Genomic DNA, 19,026 nt, shown 5'->3' with positions numbered 1-19,026 from the left:
TAAGGTTTTTTATACAAATATGTTATAATTTGTATAAAAGGGGTGGGGGATTGAAAAAATTATTTAAAAGTTTAGGTAAGTCAGTTTTATATATAGGGTTATATTCACTAGTGTTATTTGTTTACTTAATCTTTATACCTGTAGAAGAATATCATTTATCTTATATAGTTACAGCAGGAACTTTAATATTTATTGGGTTTATGATATTTATCCTTATAAAGAGGATAGTTAAAAGAAAAGATAAGAGGATAAGAAGGGGAATTTTAGTTTTTGTAAATATAGTACTGTTAATTTTAGTTGTTGGAACTAATTATATGGTTAATAATATTCAAAAGACAGGGAATGCAATTGCAAGATTAATTATAGAAAGCGAAGAGCCTTTAGGTTATAACGAAAAATTTATTAAAGAAGACTATAAGGGAATAGAAATTTTTTATAATGAAAATTCAAAAGTAGCATTAGATATATTAAAAAAGAAACTGGATTTTGCTATAAAAGAATGTAAAAAAGTATATGGTGATAAAGACCCTACTTTCAAAATTAAATTAGATTATGATGAAGATGTGTTTTTTAAGAGATCTAATGGAAACCACTTTGTAAAGGGGTATTATATAGCTGCAAATAATACTATATACCTTAATGCAGGTGATCCGTTAAATATTATTTTAAGTGGAATAATTCCATTACAAGAAATTTTAAAACATGAAATATCGCATTATTATTTATATAAAATGGCTGAAGAAACAGATATATTACATACAGATATACCAAGGTGGGTAGATGAAGGGCTTGCAGAATATACAGCAGGACGTATAATTTGTAAAAAGGACTTAGGGGGAGAAGAAATAATTCCTTTTGAGCATTTAAATAACGGAGAAGGATTTAATGCTGAATATAATATAGATCAATATAAGCAAAGTAGTTTAGGTGTTAAAACCTTAATAGATAAATATGGAGAAAATATAATCTTTAATATATTAAAAGAAATGAAAAATTCAAGTGAAGAATTTTCAATAGCTTTTGAAAAAGTAACAGGGAAAACTTTTAGTAGTTTTGAAAGAGAACTTAGAGAGTCTGTATTAGAATCAAAGAGTAATTGCACAGAAGTTCATAGAAATAAAGAATATCTAGAGCTTTTCTATGAAAAGGTAGAAACAATTAAAAAATATATAAAAGAAAATAAGAAAAGTCCAAGAGCCTATGAGTTTTTAGCAACTCACTATATATCAAAGGGAGAAAAGGCTAAAGGAATAAAAGTATTAGAAGAAGGACTTAAATATAATAAAGATGACAAGGATTTAAAAAATTATTTAAAATCTGTTAAAATGAATTAAATAGAAAAGTCTAGTATAATAGAAGTTACATTAAAGTTTTTTAATGTAACTTTTTTTAGGGGTAAATAATCAAAAGAAGGAGAGGTACTTTATGAAAAAAACAATAACTAGTAATTTTGCAAAACTTTTAGCTTGTCTTTTTTTAGTTGTAGGTGTTTTATCAGGATGCAGTAGTGCAAATGTTGGCGCTCAAAACAATAATAAGCAAAGTGTTACTAACACAGTAAATTCTATAGCTGATTTACAAAACACTGAAAACTTTAGGCACGGCGCCCTAAAGCATATCTTAGAGGGTGAGATAAATAAAAGAGGAAAAGCTGTAGGCTTCCATTATGAAGGATTCCCAGGAAGCAAGGGAAAAGTAATAGAAGGCACAAGTTCTAAACCTAATAAATATGGTGTTTATACAGCTGAGGTTGAAGTAGATGGAGTTAAGAAAACTTCAAACAAGGGTAGATCAACTTTATATCCTAAAGATTGGACACCACAACAAGTTGTAGATGCTATAAATGAAGCTTATAACGACAGACAATACGTTAAAGGTAGCAAAGATACTTATATGGGAGAAACAAAAGAAGGCATGCAAATTAGTATGTATTTAGATCAAAAAACAGGAAAAATAATTTCAGCATTCCCAATGTATTAGAGGTAATATTTTATGAAATATGATTATAAATTTGATGAAATAACATTTAAAAGCGGAAGAAAGAAAAAAATAATTATTGTATCCCCTAGAATAAGGTTAGTAGCAGATTTTTTGATGTCAGATATTCAAGGTTCAGACCCAACTTATGTATTTGATGCAATAGACAAAGTATTAAGCGGGAAAAGTAATTTTGAAGAAATTGATGGAAATGTTTGCGGAGTCGAAATAAGAAAAGACTTCACAACTATCTATGACAATTTAGATGATGACGCAGAAGAATGTAGAATAGAAACTACAGAACTTAGAAAGTTTGTAGAGCTTTGGGTAGAAAATAGGGATAAAGTTTAAAGAGGTAGAATTAATTTCTACCTTTTTTTATGTTAAAAATAACAATTGTTATTTTACTTATTTTTATTTAGGTTATAATAAAAATATACAAACTAAGGGACAAAGGAGAAGAGATTATGGCGATAAAACTTATATGTACTGATATGGATGGGACTTTATTAGCAGATGATCATAACGTACCAGAAGAAAACAGAGAGGCTTTAAAAAAGGCTGTAGATAAAGGAATTCACGTAGCGATAACTACAGGGAGATTATTTACATCAGCTAAGTATTATGCAAGAATGACTGGGGTGGATGCACCAATTATTTCATCAAATGGAGCTTACATAAGATCTGGGGATTCTAATGATGTAATATACGAAAATCCGTTATCTTTAGAGGAAACTTTAGAGATTTATGATATCTTAAAAAAATATGATTTTAGATTTAATTTTAATACATATAACTCAGTAATCAGTTTAAAAGATGAGGAAGATCATTCTTATAAAGATATGAATAAGCTAGTAAAAGCTTGTGATAGAGTTGAATTTATAGTAAATGAAAATTTAACTGAAGTGCTAAAAGAAAATGAGGGAAATATCTTAAAAGTTATAGCGATAGATAAAGAAAATAAGTATTTAAAAGAGATGGAAAAAGCAAAAGAGGAGTTTAAAGCTTTAGGAAAGTATGAAGTTGTAAGTTCTTGGTCTAATAATTTTGAAGTGATGAAAAAAGGGACTTCAAAAGGAGAAGCTGTTAAAAGACTTGCTGAAATGTTAGGCGTAAAAAGAGAAGAGGTTATGTGCATTGGAGACAGTGAAAATGACCTTTCTATGATAGAATATGCTGGAGTTTCAGTAGCAATGGGAAACGGTCTAGATATTTTAAAAGAAAAAGCAACTTTTGTTACTGATACAAATACTAAGTTTGGTGTTGCTAAAGCTATAGAAAAATTTATATAAAGAGTAATTTGAGCTACACTAATTTTTAGTGTAGCTCTTTTTTGCATACATTTTTGCTATGGAAATTGAAGCAAAAATAGGCGCTAAAGCGATTAATATATCTAGAAAAATCATATATAGATCACCTCATGGATATTGTACACCTAAATTAATTAAAACTAAACAGGCATAGGGGATATGTAGTAAATAAACAATTATAAAAAAACAAAAAAACCTACACAAATGTTACGAAATATTATTGGTACAAGGGATTTTCGCTATATTAGGGTAAATTTTTGATATTTTGGACAAGTAAAAATTATTTAGACAAACTATAAAAATTTGATTGTAGTAGACAAGTGGAAGTTAGATGGACAAGCTCTTAGGTAGACCTATATTAAGGGTTAGTCTGAGAATAATTAAATAACTTTTACACAAAAAATAGAACTTATTAAATTTGATAAAATAGTATGTTTTTCATAGGATCCTTCGTAAATATATAAGAACCAATTTAAATAAACTTGTAGATACTTTGTAGCAACACTTCTAAATTTTCTAAGCCATCTTCTTAAATTTAATATAAAATCAGAGCAGTGACTAAGTAAAATTTGACTTTCTTCTTTAGAAATTTTTAATTCTTTCTTTTTATGAAGAGCGTAGTTTAATTTCTTTGATACAAGATAAGAAAACCTATCTTTTCCTGGCAAGAAATAAGTATTAAAGACAGGGTTAAATTCATTTAATAAATTCTCTATAGATTCCTTTGTAGGGCTCATAGAATAAAAGGATATCTTAGCTAGAGAGTAATTATTTTTATTAATAGTAGTAGCTACAAAAATATTTTTTCTTCTAGAAATAGTGCAAACGGGAGGAGTCTTTTGCCCTTTAAAGTTTTCTAAAAACTTAGTGTGTCTCATAGCTGTAACTATATGAGTTCTTCTGGAATCAGTATAAGTTCCGATATGTTTTAGGATTTTATGTCTCCACCTAAAAGATGTCTCTATGCAGATACCTAACCTATCAGCGCAATCTCTTATAGTAGAACCTGACAGCATAAGACGAGTGTATTTATCCCAAAGGACTACACTCTTTCTAGTATTATGCCAGACAAGCCCAGTTCCTTCATTAAATGTTTTAAGACAAGCCTTGCATTGATACCTTTGGACATTCCTATATTTACCGTATTTAATAAAATGTTTTGAATCGCAATGGGGACAAGTAGATGTATGTACCATAATCTCACCTCGGAAAATTCTTGAAAATTTCAGTTATTTTGATTATGGACATAAAAAAGTGACTTTATTCAGGTTATTTTAGTAAAATACCAACAAAGAAGCAAAACAATTTTGTAGAGGAGTAACGAGTACTATAAGTGCATACCTTAAAATTAAAAAAATCCTAAGAAAAATATATTTCTTAGGATTTATATATTAAGAATTAACTGTACTATGCTTTAAATCACCTATATTTTCATGTGATTTTTCATATTTTTTATATAAAATCAATGCTAAAACACCGAAAAGAACAGGTCCTAAAGCTACCCAAAATGTATCATCTAGATTACCATTTAGTGCAGGTTCTATTATTGAGAAAATATTAGTAAAAGTAACTACTGCAAAACAGATAGATCCCCATATAATACCGCCTTTTTTGCTAAAAAACTCATAATCTTTTTTTATATTATCATTAAGTTTAAACTTAATATAAGCATAAATTATAAATGAAATTGGTACGGTTCCAGATACAAATGTCATAAGAGTCATTTTATCAAATAATGCAGAGACACTGTCTCCACCAAACCCTAAAAGCATTATAAAAAATACGATTATACAGGTTTGAAAAAGTATAGCATTTGCTGGCATATTATTTTTATTTAATTTTTGAAGAGATTTAGGAATCATACCCTCTGGTAATCCTTCAAACATATGCTTTATTGGAGTATAAATTCTAATTGGGACAGATGTTAATCCGATTAAAGTAAGAATTCTTATTATTCTGTTTACCCATTCTCCAAGGGCTATAGAAGAAGCTTGACTTAACCCTAAAACTGTTCCTAGTCTATAAAATTCTTGCTGATAAATATAGACAGAATAATTTGCTAAATTAACTCCAGATTTCCCAAAAGTATCACTCCAATTGCATACAACACCTAAAATTAAAATAACTAAAATATATAAAGCTGTAATTATAACAGTTGAAACTATTATTGCTTTTGGAACATTTTTTTTAGCATCCTTTACTTGGTCTACTAAACCACAGCTTGTTTCCATTCCTGCAAAGGTGAATATTGAAAAAACCATAAAAGACAAAGCAGGTAAAAAAGAAGCGTAGTCTTTATTAGGACCATAAAAATATGAACTTACTTTCGTGTAATCAAAACTTTCAGCGAATTTAAATCCTGATTTTACAAATAAGATAATTCCGCCACCTATGATTATTATATGTATAATTATTATTGTAAGCATTGATATGTTTGATAAAAATGAAATACTTTTAAGACCTCTAGTTGTTAAAAAGGAAGCTATAACTATATAAATAACACCAATTATAGCTAAGGTTTGAGCAGAGCTTAGACCAAAGATATGCCAAGTTGATGTTGTATCTTTACCAAATAAAGCTACAGAAAGTGAAACACAGATAGTTGAAGCGGAAAACCACATTACAACAAATGCACCGTACCATATTAATGTACCTACAAGGCCAAATTTTTCACTAACTGATTCGGCCATCCAAGAGTAAATACCACCTTTTCTATCTTTAAAAGCAGAGCTCATTTCTGCTACTATAAATGAATAGGGAACAAAAAATAGTGCAGCTGCAATAAGTATGTATGTAATTGATGCGTAACCCATTTGATAGTAGACTTGCTCGCTATTTGCTATAGCATAGACAGTCAAAAATATTATTGTTATAAATCCCCAAAAGGAAATACTATAACCATTCTCTTTTTCTTTGTTCATTTAAATTCCTCCAATTGTGAAAACCCTTTAATATGCAAAAGTGATTGCATAAATATACAAAAAGTAATTAATAATACATATAATACATCAATTAAATGAATAAAAATAGAACATAGTGTATAAGTTTTATAAACTAAGAGTAAAAAGGTTCATTTTAACTGTAAAAATGGCTATATTAAATTAAAGTAAGTTTGATTTTAAATAGATAGGTATAAAAAAAGAATGTGATAAAATCACATTCTTTAAAGTCTTTTATAAATTATAGGATCAACAAATCCAAAAGTTAATTTTCCGTTATTATAAAAACATTCACTTACTTCTAATGAATCAGAAGAAACAGTTTCTTTTAATATAAAAGTTGTAACTGGAGAAAACTCACTAGTGCTTTCGCCAACAAACTTATTATCCTCAATTTCGGTATAAATAAGAGGTGTGAATTTTTCAGATACTTTTAATTTTTTAAAATCCATTATTAAATCTTTATTATCGTTTCTAAAATCTTCTTTTGAAATTCCTTCTGGTATCTCATATGAAGTAAGGGTTACCTTTTTATCATCATTTAAAGTAAATAAAAATAAGTGAGGCATTACATTAGTTTTACCGTTAACATCGTAATAGCTTTCTTCTAGTATAAAATAACCTTTAAAGTAACTTGGTAAATTAGTAATTTTTTCGTTTGCAATTGCATTTATATGTTTTGCTTTAGGGTGAACTACTTTACCATTTCTAAGTTCATTTTCAATTTGTTCTTTGTTGTTAAAGGTACCACATAAATTAATAATAAATTTTTCTAAAGTTTTCATATTGATTCCTTCTTTCTCATTTGAACTTTTCTTTCTATTATACTACTTAAATTAAAAAATAATTATATAATTTAACAAAAACCATTGTAAGTAATCGACATCATGTGAGATAATGTAATTGTATACAAAATATGTTAATTTAAGGAGGGGCTTAAATGGGTAAAAAAAGTATAAAAAACCTGGCGCTTCTAATGGGATTATTTTTTATAATCACATTGATTCCAGTAAAACAAGCTTATGCAGCTACAACTGGGGTGCCTGCAAAACCTTCAATTTCCCATAATCAATGGGGAACAGATGTTGATGGAAATTACGATATCACATGTAGTATTTGGTATGGTAATAATGCAACTAGCTTTAAACTTTATGAACGATTTGGTCCAAAGGGTGAGTTTACAATAGTTAATGAAGGTAAACTTACAGACAGCACTCCGAGTCCACAATCAGTGGTGACAGAAATAAGAGGAAGAAACAAAACTGGAGTATACTATTATTATGTAGAATTTATAAATTCTTTTGGAACTACTAAAAGCGATACTATAGAAGTTAGAGTAGGAAGTGTTGAAAAGGCAAAAATATATATAGATTCTATAGATGATGATGGTGTTAAAACTCAGTTCACAGTTAACAAGGGGATTACAGAATATAAATTAACTAGTGCAAGTAGTAATTCACCTGAGTACTCAGTAATATCTAACAATAAAGATGTAGCAAAAGCTGAGATCGTTAATGGCAATACATTAAAAGTTAGCGCTTTAAAAGACGGAAGAAGCGGACTAAAAATTGTAGATAAAAAGACTGGTGATGAAAGATATGTAGGTGTTAGGGTTAGAAAAGATAATGGTGACTTACCTGGAATGCCTGATTATTTATCAGTAGGACAAGTTTCAGAAGATAGAGAAGGAGATCTAGCCTTTTGGAGAGACTCTTCTAATGATTATAAAAATAAGAGAACAGATGTAAGATACATCTATATAAATGGAGGCCCATTAACAGGTTGGAGAACTTGGACAACTGAAGATGGTGCTAGAGCTAAAACATTTATAAAAGAAAGTAGAAAGATGGGGATGATTCCATTTTTCGTGTATTATAACATTCCAGATGATGGGGAAAGTTATGAACTAGATTTAGCTCATATCAATGATCCTAAATATATGGAAGCATATTTTAAAGATTTAAAATTCTTCTTAGATATTTGTAAAGAGTATGGTGAAGATGATACTATCGGTATAATTTTTGAACCAGACTTTTTAGGATATATGATGCAACAAGCAAATAAAGCGCCAGATAAAATACCTGCTATAGTAGATACAGTGTATTCATCTGGAGTATTGGAAAAAGGTAAAGATCCAAACTTTTCTAATGATGTTAAAGGATTAGTTGAAGCCATTAATTATATGGTGGACAAGTTCTATAAGGAAGCCTATTATGGATGGCAGTTTAATATTTGGTCGTATTCAAGTCACGAAATTCCAAACCAAGGATTACTTCATAAAACTGAGCAAATAGGATGGGAAGCTGGTCGTGAATTTATAAACCAAGTTGCAAAAGAAACTGCAGATTATTATATGAGTTCAGGAATAACTTCATACGGAGCAGATTTTATATCTATAGATAAATATGGATTAGATGGAGCTTTTGAAGATGGAGCAGCTACTGACCCAGAAAAATCTAAATGGTTTTGGAACTCAGATATTTGGGACAACTATTTATTATATGTAAATAGATTGCATCAAGAAACAAACTTACCAGCTGTATTATGGCAAATTCCTGTAGGGCATATAAACGGTTCAACAGAAATAAGTCCGTACACAAATAAAAGCTTTGAAGAGCTTAAAAATACAGCAGGAAGTTATGAGGATTCAGCAACAACTTATTTCTTTGGTGATACATTTAAGGCATCAGGAGCTAAAAGATTAGAGTATTTTAGTAAAAACCAAGCAAATGATCCAAAATTAAAAGTTAATGGTGACACTATAACTTGGGGAGATCATATGAAAGAAACTAAAGACGCTGGAATAGTTTCAGTCTTATTTGGAGCTGGAGTTGGAGCATCAACAGATGCGGTAGGGTCTCCTCCAACAGATGATTATTTTTGGATAACAAAGGCTCAGCATTATTATGATAATGTAGTTAATCTTGGTGGAGGTTCAGGGGAAACTGTAATAAAACCTTTAGCACCTGAACTTACAACTAGTACATTAAGTAGTAATGGAAATTATACTGTTAACGTTAAAATCCCAGCTAATTCTAAAGGAACTAGCTATAAAATATTTGAAAATGGGAAGACAATCAAAGAAGGAGTAGTTAATAGTAGTGGAGAAAATATAGTTATAGATATTAAAAACAAGCCTACTGGAGATTATATGTATAAGGCAGAAATCTTTGGGGACAAGGCTTCAGCTTGGAGCAAGATAGTAACTGTTAAAGTTAATAATACTACTTTGCCAAGTTAAGTTTTAATATAAATGTCAAGCACCTGCAAAAAAGCACCATTTAGTTTAAAAGCTAAATGGTGTTTTTTATTTTCAGAATAAAATTTAGAGTAAATTTTTTAAGTATAAGTAACTTTAGGGTGGATAAGTTTTGGAGTAGTTATTTTTAGGAGGATAGTTTGTGGATATGTATAAGGATAATTTGTATGTAAGGGTATTAAAATCAATAGGAAAATAAGGATAAGAAGATTAATAGTATTAGGAGTACTAGGGTTGTTAGGAGTATTAGGAGTATTAGATTAAAAAGAGTTCAGGAAGTAAAAAATGGGAAGGGCAAGAGGTTAATATGATTGGTAAAATTGGGCTTTATAAGCATGTAAGAAGGAAGGATGGACAAGCAGACAAGCATGACAAGATTTATAGATAGGTAACTAGAGGAACTTTGTAGGAGGAAGCTAAAAATACGGGTAAGGAGGGGGATCGGGAAAAGAGGTATAAGAAGATTAATAATATTAGGTGAATTGGGTTAAAAAAGAAAGAGAGTAGTAAAGAAGGTCAAAGGGGACGAGAGGACAAAAGGGAGAAGAGGTACAGGAAGGACAAGAGGGACAATTAGGGCAAGATGGCTAAGAGGACTAGAAGGATAAGAGGGGAAAGAGGGAGAAGCAAGGACAAGCAAGGACAAGCAAGGACAAGCAAGGACAAGCAAGGACAAGCAAGGACAAGCACCGAATCCTTTAAAATGAAAAATGTAAAGGTTAACAATTTATTATAATATTATCCATTTCCTATTCTAAATTTATTGAGATAATCTAAATACAATTTATGTAATTTAAAACTTAAATTGTATCTTAATGTAGGGGGAGATGGATTTGAAGAAGAACACTAAAAAATTATTAGCTGCTTTTACAGCATTTGCATTTGTTATGCTTTTAATGCCTATTAAAAGTGTTTTTGCATTAGCTGAAGCATCGCCAAACAAGCCTCAGATAACTCATAATCAATGGGGTACTGATGTTGATGGTAATTACGACATCACTTGTAGTATGTGGTATGGAAATAATGCTACAAGTTATAAAATTTACGAAAGATTTGGACCAAACAGTGATTTTAAGGTCATAAAAGAAGGAAAGCTTGAAGATAAAACTCCGAGTGCACAATCTATAGTAACTGAAGTTCGTGGAAGACAAAATTCAGGTACTTATTACTATTATGGAGAGTTTACAAACAGTTTTGGAACTACTAAGACAGATACAATTTCTGTAGTAGTAGGGAGCAATGGTAATGCAAAGATAGTAATAGATAAGGTTGATGATAATGGAGTAAGTTCACAATTTACAATAAATCAAGAGACTGTTAGTTATAAACTAGCTAATCCTAAAAGCACAGATAGTACTTTTAAAGTAATATCAAACAATACTTCTGTAGCAAAAGCAGAGGTTGTTGATGGTAACATTTTGAAAGTAACAGGAATTAGTGAAGGAAGAAGTGGTCTTAGAATTATTGATAATAAAACTTCTGATGAGAGACAAATTGGAGTGAGGGTAAAAGATAAATCAGGTAATTTACCTAAGATGCCTAAGTACTTATCAGTAGGACAAGTTTCTGAAGATAAAGAAGAAGATTTAAATTTTTGGAGAGATACATCAAATGATTTAACTAATAAAAGGACAGACATAAGATATATATACATAAACGGTGGTCCATTTAAAGGTTGGAGAAGTTGGACAAGCGAAGATGGAGCTAGAGCTAAAACTTTTATAAACGAAAGTTTAAAGATGGGTATGATTCCGTTCTTTGTTTATTATAATATTCCAGATAATGATGAAGGGTATGAAGTAGATTTAAAACATATTAATGATAAATCTTATATTGAAGGATATTTTAAAGATTTAAAATATTTCTTAGATATATGTAAAGAATATGGTAAAGATGAAACTATAGGAATGATTTTTGAACCAGACTTTCTAGGATATATGATGCAACAATCTAATAAATCACCAGAGGAAATACCAGCACTTGTTGAAGCTGCTTATTCTTCAGGAGTATTAGAAAAAGGCAAAGACCCAGACTTTTCTAATAATGTTAAGGGTTTAGTTCAAGCTATAAACTATACAGTAGATAAGTATTATAAAGAGGCCTATAACGGATGGCAATTTAATATTTGGTCTTACTCAAGCCCAGAAGTTCCAGGACAAGGAATACTTCACAAAACTGAGTTTTTAGGATGGGATTCAGGAAGAAAATTTATTAAAGATGTTGCAACTCAAACTGCAAATTATTATAAAAGTGCAGGGATAAATAGCTACGGAACAGACTTTATATCTATAGATAAATACGGGTTAGATGGAGCTTATGAAGATGGGGCAGCAAGTAATCCACAAAAAGCTAAGTGGTTTTGGAATGCAGATATTTGGGACAACTATCTTTTATATACAAAAACATTGCATGAGCAAATGAGTATGCCAGCTATTTTATGGCAAATACCTGTTGGACATATAAATAATTCAACTACGAAGAGTCCATATACAGGTGGAAACTTTAAAGAATTAGAAAATAAAGCAGGCTACTATGAAGATTCTGCTACAAGTTATTTCTTTGGAGATACATTTAAAAGTGGAAATGCTGATAGGTTAAAGTACTTTAGTCAAAACGAAGCTAAGGATCCAAGTTTAAAAGTAAGTGGAGATACTGTAACTTGGGGACGTCATATGGATTTAGCTAAAGACTCAGGTATAGTTTCAGTTTTATTTGGAGCTGGAGTTGGTGCGTCAACTGATGCAGTAGGTTCTCCTCCAACAGATGATTACTTCTGGATTACAAAGGCTCAAGAATATTATAAGAATCCTTTAATGCTAAGTAGTAATGCTTTTGATGTTTCAAATTCTTCTTCAGGGAGTAGTAGGGAATCAAAAGATTTACCGTTAAAACCAGTAGTTAAAGGATCTAATTTAGAAAGTGATGGAAACTATAGTATAAATATAGAGATACCAAAAGACTCTAAAGGAAAGACTTATAAGCTATATGAAAACGGAAAAACAGTAAAAAGTGGTGATGTTAAAGATTCAAGTAGTATAGAATATAAGGTTTCAAATAAAGAGACAGGCACTTATATGTATAGTGCAGATTTAATTAATGATAACGGAACTACTTCAAGTAGTATAGTAACTATTAATGTTAAAAATAATATAGTTCCAGAAGTAGTAGTGCCAAAGGCTGGTGAAATAACAGCATCTAGCCTTAAAAATGATGGTAACTACAGTATAAATATAAATATTCCAAAAGAATCAAACGGATTAACTTATGAGCTTTTAGAAAATGGACGTATAGATAAAAGTGGAGAAGTTAATAAGGCTTCACAAAATATAAAGTTTGATTTTACAAACAAGGATTCTGGAGAATATATATACAAATTAATCATAAAAAATAAAGATGGACAAAGTGTTAGTAACGAAATAAAGGTAACTTGTGATAATAAAAATGTAAAAAAAGGTGTTAACGTTGATTTAAAAATAGTATCAGATTGGGGTGGTAATGCAAATTACGACTTAACAATAAAAAATGATACAGGAAAAGATATATCTAAATGGGAATTAACATTTAAAAGTGATAAAAAAATAATTTCTAATTGGAATGCTGATTTAAAGTATGAAAATGGAGTATACAAAATAACTCCGAAAGCATGGAACAGTTCACTTAAAAATGGTGAAAAAATATCTTTAGGTGGAGCCTGTGAAGGGGGAGAAAAAACAATTAACTTAAAAGATATTAATGTAACTTACAAATAATTTGAAATAAGCAAGCCATGATTATGGAATATTTTAAGGATATAGATAATCAGGGCTTGTTTTTTCTTATTTGGGAATATTTTGACTTAATAAATAATAACTATTACATAACTTTAATTTGAAATTTAATATAAATAATAAAAATACGAAAAAATATCAATTAATATTAATTATCTTTTAACAAGTAAAACAAGGTGTTTTAAATATTACTTTTTTATGATAGTATTTCTTATCGAAAGGATTCGGTAACTAATTAGTTAAAAATTTAATAAAGGCACTTATGAGGTGAAATATGGAAGAAAACTGCAACTCGCTTAAGTATTTAGTAGTATATGAAGGAAACAAAATTGTAGCTAAAGATTATGAGAGTTTAATAGACGTATTTATAGAAATAGATGAAATGCTAACTTTTGATGAAAAGAAGGATATATTCTTAGGATATATTAAATTAATATTAGCATTAAATTCAGAAAAATCTTTAGACTTAGATGAGGAAAGTAATACTAAACTATTTAACATTGATGACGTAGATTCAACTATAGACATATTAAATGAATTAAGAATTGCTAAGATTTTTAAAGTATATTCTTAAAATGACAGTTAAGCGAATCGAAATGAATCTTAAAAGAAAACTAGGAATTATAATTTATAAAAGATGCAACTATAAAAATTGCATCTTCTTTTACGTGTTCGTAATTATAAAATTAAGAAAATAAAAATTGCTTACTATAACTATACATAATAAAAAAATTGTTTTACTATAAATATGTGAAGAAATTCAATTTAAGGGGAGAAGAGTTATTATATGGATAGTGAGTCTAATAACATAATTGAGAAGTCGCATAAGCGAAGTGAGAAATATGGTGTAAATAGAGAATGGGTAAGCTCTAAAAAAGTATTAGATGTAAGTAAAATTAATCTAGTACTTAAAGAAAATCAAGACTTAGTTAAAAAAGCTAAGGTCTATATGGATATGTTTAATGATGTGTTAAAGGATGAAAATTTTATAATTATATTAACTGATAAAGATGGATGCATACTGAATATAGCAGGTGCAACAGGTGCTATACAAGCATTTGAAAGGTTAAATATTAAAGTTGGAATGTATATGGATGAAAAGAGTATTGGAACTAATGCTATGGGGATCGCTATAGAAGAAGATAGAGCGGTTCAAGTTACAGCAGAGGAGCATTACATAAATATATTTCAAACATTAACTTGTTCTGCAGCACCTATCCACGGAAAAGATGGGGAGATTATAGGAAGTTTAAATCTAACTGCTCAGTGGACAGAGAAGCATCCACATTCTTTAGGGTTAGTTATATTTGGAGTTAAAGCTATAGAAAATGAATTAGATAAAATTCATTCTAAGGAAATTTTAGATAAAACCTATAATTATATGGGAAGTATTATGGATAATACAGATAAGGGGCTTATACTTATAAATGATTTTGGGAAAATAAAAAAGGTAAATAAGTTAGCTTTAGAAATTCTTTGTGGTGATGAAAAAAAGTTAATCGGTAAAAGAATAGCTAATATAATTCCAAATTGGGAAAACATAATAAATGGATTTAGAACAAATTTATATAATGTATACACTAAAGATATAAAATTAAATTTTGATAATTCTCATAAAACATTAATAGTAGTTAAACCTATAATTCTTAAAGAAAAACTTATAGGTGCAATAGTAACTTTGAGTAAAGAAGAAGATGAGTATAAAAATAATAACACTGGGGCATATAAATCTTTTGATGATATTATAGGCGAAAGTGATGCTATTTGTAATGTTATTACAAACTGCAAAGTTATAGCAAACAGCCCTTCAACTATATTAATTCAAGGGGAGAGCGGTACAGGAAAAGAAGTTTTTGCCCAAGCTATTCACAATTATAGCTACAGGCGTGATAAAAAGTTTGTTCCTGTAAACTGTGGAGCTATTCCGAAAAGCCTTATAGAAAGCGAACTCTTTGGATATGAAGAAGGGGCCTTTACTGGAGCTAAAAAAGGTGGCAAGCAAGGAAAGTTTGAACAAGCTGATGGAGGAACTATATTTTTAGATGAAATAGGTGAGATGCCAATAGAGATGCAAGTTCATTTACTTAGAGTTATTCAAGAAGGTAGAGTAACTAGAGTTGGTAGCGATAGAGAAATACCAGTAGATGTTAGGATAATTGCTGCAACTAATAAAAACTTAAAAGAAGAGGTAAGAAATAAGAGGTTTAGGGAAGATTTATATTACAGGTTAAGCGTAATTCCAATAACGCTTCCACCGCTTAGGGAAAGACTTGGTGATATAAGCCGTCTTATAGATCATTTCTTTTTGATGAAATCATTAAAGTTAAATAAACCTAACTTGATTTTAGATGAATCTATAAAAGAAAAATTATTAAAATATAAATGGCCAGGTAATATTAGAGAATTAGAAAATTGCATTGAAAATATAGTTAATTTAGATGGCTGTATGAGTTACGATATCCTTAATAAGAAGGATTTTATTTATGATGATATTGTTAAAAATAAAACAAATGATGGAGAGAAGATAATTAAAATAGATTTAGAAAAATATAAGTCTATGAAAGAAATAGAAAGAGATATTATTATTAAAGCTATAGATTATAACAATAATAATATAAGCAAAACAGCTAAAGAACTTGGTATGAGTAGAAATACTTTGTACTATAAATCAAAATGATTTGAAGAGTATGAATGATGTTTTTATTAAAAAAAGAAAAACCTAGTTTAATGTTATGATGTATTGTTGGTAAATATATTATTTTATATAGGCTCGTACTTTTATAAGGTACGAGCCTATAATTTTAATATATTAAACAAAGGTTTTTTTTATAATAAAATAATTTAGAATAGTTAAAAAGGTAAAATAAAGGGTTTCTAATTATTTTCAAATAATCACATGATTTTAATTAAAAATACAAGCCTTTAACTAGATAAAATTAATATAGATTGATTTAAATAAAAAATACCAACAATTAATCATAACAATTGATAAGTTAATAGAAATAAATTTAAAGTATATTCACTTAACCTTAAATGAACAAAAATGAATTTTATTTTAAAAAAATAAACAAAAGGTTAAAAGGTTCAATTACAGGGCTTGTTTCATTGAATAAAAAATCCTAGATTGTTAGAATTTAATATATAGATTAAAAAGAGAAAGAAAATACTAAAGATTCGAGGGGTAAAAATGAAGAGCAAAAAGATAAAAGTCTTAATTGCAATTGGTGCTATTGCAAGCACTATAGCGATTACACCAATAACTACAGCGAATGCAGATACATTAAATACAAATGAACCTGCAAACACTTCAAAAGATAGTGCTAAAATTACAGAAAAAACTAAACAAGAAAATTTAGTAAAAGAAACTAAAAACCAAATGTTCAAAACGGAAAATACTATAGATTTAGCAAAAACAAATACAGATAAAGAATCGGTAAAAAATGCTATTGATGAATTTGTTAAAGTTAAAATCTCAAAAGAGTTAGTAGAACTTCAAAAATTCCAAAAGATAAATGAATATCAGTTTAATTCATTAACAGATTTAATTTCAAAATTACCAAAAGATGAGCAAAAAGAAGTTATAAGTTATTTTAAAGATGAAATGACTAAATACTTTACAGTTAAAGACACCGTAAAAGATAATTTAGAGACTAAAGTGAAAAATCTTTCAGTAAAAGATGTTTCAAAAGAGGAAAATAAAACTTCAGATAAAACAGAATTAAAAGCCGATTCTAAGGAAGAAGCAAAATTAGATAATAAATCTTCAGATAAGTCAGAAGATACTACTGATAAAACTAAGGACAAGCAACAGGATAAGAATAAGGATAAACAACAAGATAATACTGGGGAAAAGCAAGGTGGCAAACAGGACAAGCATCAAGGGGACAAGGAAGTAAAGCCAGAAGCTAAACCTACAGATAAGGAAATAGATAAGCCAAAGGGACAACCAAATGATAAAGGTGAAGCTAAAGAAGAGGGTAAGACTTCAGATAAGACAGAGTCGAAAACTGAAACAAAACCAGAAAACAAACCAGAGAATAAACCAGAAGCTAAGCCAGAAACTAAGCCAGAAACTAAGCCTGAAACAAAACCAGAAACTAAGCCTGAAACAAAACCAGAGACTAAGCCAGAAGAGAAGCCAGAAGAGAAGCCAGTAAAACTAGAAAATAAATTTCATTCAGCGATTCAAGAAAAGCTTTATCATTATTTATTAAATAGCGATAATAGAAAATCAATTTTTAAAGAAGCTGTAAGATTACATGATGGTAATGCTAGTAATACTTGTGTTTACTTTGCATCAGAAGCTCTTCGTAGAATCGGTGTTGATATTCCTAAATATATAGCTTACACAACTAAATTAGAAGAACAATTAGTTAAAAGAAGCTGGGTTAAAACTAGTGATCTAGATTCATTAGAACCTGGGGATATTTGTTTTGCTGGAGAAGCTCATACTTATGTGTTTATGGGGTGGGCAGATAGAGCTAAACATATTGCAGAAGTTGCAGATAACCAAGTTTATAGATTCGGGGATCATTACCATAACAGAGGACTTTATACTGGATACGATGTAACGCCTACAACTCACTACTACAAATATGTTCAAGGTGCTTTTGAAAAAGAAGATAACCTAAAAACAGTAGCAAAAGGAAAGGTTTCTGTTAGTTCTTATTTAAACGTAAGAAGTGATGCTTCAACATCAGCTAGAGTTTTAGGGAAAGTATACGGAGGAGACTCTGTCAACATATTAGGAAAAGATGGCGAGTGGTATAAAATAGATTTTAATGGTGACGATGGATATGTTTTTGGAACATATATTAAAGATATAGAAAAAGTAACTCATAAAGAAGAGGCTAAGCCTGTAGTAGTCGTTAAGCCTATAGAAAAGCCAGTAGATAAAGAAACTAAACCAAGTGATAGTAAAGAAATCGCAAAACCAGATGTTAAACCTGAAGCTAAGCCAGATGAAAAAGAAGAAACTAAACATATAAAAATTGAACATTCTGAAGGTAGAGTAGTTAATATATCTTCATACTTAAATGTAAGAAGTGATAATTCAACTAATAGTAGAATAGTTGGTTCTCTTAGAAATGGAAGTAAGGTTTCTGTAAAAGGGAAAGATGGAGATTTTTATAAAATTGACTTTAATGGAAGAGATGCTTATGTTTATGAAAAATATTTAAGCGTTAAGACTTGGACTGAAGATAAGGTTATAAAGGTTGTTCATATAGACTCTAAAGACGAAAACAAAAAGAATGATGATAAAAAAGAAGAAACTAAGAAGCAAGAAGTAAAAACTTCGTTAGTTGGTACTATAAGAGTTCATACTTATCTAAATGTAAGAAATGATGCATCTACAAATAGTAGAGTAATTGGAAGATTAAAAAATAATGATAAAGTAGATATAATTAAAAAACATGGTTCTTTCTATGAAATTAAGTTTGGTGGAAAGACTGGATATATCCATAAAGATTACGTAAGTGTTAGAACTATAACTGAAAATTTTTCTAAATCAGAAGATAGAAATGATAAGATTGAATCTAATAATAAGGTTGGAAGAGTAGTTAATGTAACTAGCAATTTAAGAGTTAGAGATGGGGCTTCAACTAGATATTTAGTTAAAGGATACTTAAGTCCAAATGCTACAGTTAAAGTAGTTGACTCTAAAGACGGATGGTATAAGATTAAGTATAATGGCGGGTACGGTTTTGTAAGTAGTGACTTTATAAAATTAATATAGTAAATCTTATGTTAAGGTAGCTTAAAATTATTTTAAG

The 19,026-nt window shown here is 29.3% G+C and carries 13 protein-coding genes; 10 read left to right on the top strand and 3 right to left on the bottom strand.

Going from position 1 to position 19,026, the window contains the following annotated elements:
• The first annotated feature begins 50 nt into the window (after nucleotides 1-50).
• From M4I33_RS05085 to M4I33_RS05070, 4 genes are all read left to right on the top strand, one after another.
• Nucleotides 51-1,334: a M48 family metallopeptidase gene (locus tag M4I33_RS05085; RefSeq protein WP_257915798.1), complete on the top strand. Its 1,284-nt coding sequence runs from the start codon at nucleotides 51-53 to the stop codon at nucleotides 1,332-1,334.
• A gap of 91 nt (nucleotides 1,335-1,425) precedes the next feature.
• Complete coding sequence (locus M4I33_RS05080; RefSeq protein WP_257915797.1) at nucleotides 1,426-1,980, top strand: EndoU domain-containing protein; 555 nt, start codon at nucleotides 1,426-1,428, stop codon at nucleotides 1,978-1,980.
• Between the two features lie 12 nt (nucleotides 1,981-1,992).
• Complete coding sequence (locus tag M4I33_RS05075) at nucleotides 1,993-2,328, top strand: hypothetical protein (protein ID WP_257915796.1); 336 nt, start codon at nucleotides 1,993-1,995, stop codon at nucleotides 2,326-2,328.
• Between the two features lie 116 nt (nucleotides 2,329-2,444).
• Entirely contained in the window at nucleotides 2,445-3,269 is an 825-nt protein-coding gene (locus M4I33_RS05070; protein WP_257915795.1) for a Cof-type HAD-IIB family hydrolase, read from the top strand.
• 398 nt (nucleotides 3,270-3,667) lie between these two features.
• Here the strand turns inward: M4I33_RS05070 and M4I33_RS05065 are convergent, their stop codons facing one another.
• The 3 genes from M4I33_RS05065 to M4I33_RS05055 form a co-directional block, all read right to left on the bottom strand.
• Complete coding sequence (locus M4I33_RS05065; RefSeq protein WP_257915794.1) at nucleotides 3,668-4,483, bottom strand: hypothetical protein; 816 nt, start codon at nucleotides 4,481-4,483, stop codon at nucleotides 3,668-3,670.
• A 195-nt stretch (nucleotides 4,484-4,678) separates the two neighbouring features.
• Entirely contained in the window at nucleotides 4,679-6,208 is a 1,530-nt protein-coding gene (gene yjeM / locus M4I33_RS05060) for a glutamate/gamma-aminobutyrate family transporter YjeM (RefSeq protein WP_257915793.1), read from the bottom strand.
• A 242-nt stretch (nucleotides 6,209-6,450) separates the two neighbouring features.
• Nucleotides 6,451-7,011, bottom strand: coding sequence for a hypothetical protein (locus tag M4I33_RS05055; protein WP_257915792.1), 561 nt, complete (start codon nucleotides 7,009-7,011; stop codon nucleotides 6,451-6,453).
• Between the two features lie 155 nt (nucleotides 7,012-7,166).
• On the opposite strand from M4I33_RS05055, the gene M4I33_RS05050 reads away from it, so the two are divergent.
• The 6 genes from M4I33_RS05050 to M4I33_RS05025 all read left to right on the top strand — a co-directional run bounded on the left by M4I33_RS05050 (nucleotide 7,167) and on the right by M4I33_RS05025 (nucleotide 18,989).
• Nucleotides 7,167-9,467 carry a T9SS type A sorting domain-containing protein gene (locus tag M4I33_RS05050; protein WP_257915791.1) on the top strand — a complete coding sequence of 767 codons (2,301 nt, stop codon included), beginning with the start codon at nucleotides 7,167-7,169 and terminating at the stop codon, nucleotides 9,465-9,467.
• Between the two features lie 601 nt (nucleotides 9,468-10,068).
• Nucleotides 10,069-10,221, top strand: a complete 153-nt coding sequence (locus M4I33_RS05045; protein WP_257915790.1) for a hypothetical protein — start codon at nucleotides 10,069-10,071, stop codon at nucleotides 10,219-10,221.
• Nucleotides 10,222-10,318: 97 nt separating this feature from the next.
• Entirely contained in the window at nucleotides 10,319-13,234 is a 2,916-nt protein-coding gene (locus M4I33_RS05040) for a cellulose binding domain-containing protein (RefSeq protein ID WP_257915789.1), read from the top strand.
• A 292-nt stretch (nucleotides 13,235-13,526) separates the two neighbouring features.
• Nucleotides 13,527-13,826, top strand: a complete 300-nt coding sequence (locus M4I33_RS05035) for a hypothetical protein (RefSeq protein ID WP_257915788.1) — start codon at nucleotides 13,527-13,529, stop codon at nucleotides 13,824-13,826.
• Nucleotides 13,827-14,039: 213 nt separating this feature from the next.
• Nucleotides 14,040-15,929 (top strand): sigma-54-dependent Fis family transcriptional regulator, encoded by a 1,890-nt coding sequence (locus M4I33_RS05030; RefSeq protein WP_257915787.1) that lies wholly within the window; start codon nucleotides 14,040-14,042, stop codon nucleotides 15,927-15,929.
• A 510-nt stretch (nucleotides 15,930-16,439) separates the two neighbouring features.
• A complete protein-coding gene (locus tag M4I33_RS05025; RefSeq protein WP_257915786.1) occupies nucleotides 16,440-18,989 on the top strand; it encodes an SH3 domain-containing protein in 2,550 nt (849 codons plus the stop codon).
• The last annotated feature ends 37 nt before the right edge of the window (nucleotides 18,990-19,026 follow it).

Source organism: Clostridium sp. LY3-2, assembly GCF_024705715.1.
Lineage (GTDB): Bacteria > Bacillota > Clostridia > Clostridiales > Clostridiaceae > Clostridium.
Note: the sequence above shows the minus strand (reverse complement) of the source record. Positions and strands in the feature narration are given on the sequence as shown.

Coding starts and splice junctions, on each gene's coding strand:
- M4I33_RS05075 (WP_257915796.1), top strand. CDS start 1,993: ATGAAATATGATTATAAATTTGATGAAATAACATTTAAAAGCGGAAGA.
- M4I33_RS05080 (WP_257915797.1), top strand. CDS start 1,426: ATGAAAAAAACAATAACTAGTAATTTTGCAAAACTTTTAGCTTGTCTT.
- M4I33_RS05065 (WP_257915794.1), bottom strand. CDS start 4,483: ATGGTACATACATCTACTTGTCCCCATTGCGATTCAAAACATTTTATT.
- M4I33_RS05025 (WP_257915786.1), top strand. CDS start 16,440: ATGAAGAGCAAAAAGATAAAAGTCTTAATTGCAATTGGTGCTATTGCA.
- M4I33_RS05070 (WP_257915795.1), top strand. CDS start 2,445: ATGGCGATAAAACTTATATGTACTGATATGGATGGGACTTTATTAGCA.
- M4I33_RS05050 (WP_257915791.1), top strand. CDS start 7,167: ATGGGTAAAAAAAGTATAAAAAACCTGGCGCTTCTAATGGGATTATTT.
- M4I33_RS05030 (WP_257915787.1), top strand. CDS start 14,040: ATGGATAGTGAGTCTAATAACATAATTGAGAAGTCGCATAAGCGAAGT.
- M4I33_RS05045 (WP_257915790.1), top strand. CDS start 10,069: ATGGCTAAGAGGACTAGAAGGATAAGAGGGGAAAGAGGGAGAAGCAAG.
- yjeM (WP_257915793.1), bottom strand. CDS start 6,208: ATGAACAAAGAAAAAGAGAATGGTTATAGTATTTCCTTTTGGGGATTT.
- M4I33_RS05055 (WP_257915792.1), bottom strand. CDS start 7,011: ATGAAAACTTTAGAAAAATTTATTATTAATTTATGTGGTACCTTTAAC.
- M4I33_RS05035 (WP_257915788.1), top strand. CDS start 13,527: ATGGAAGAAAACTGCAACTCGCTTAAGTATTTAGTAGTATATGAAGGA.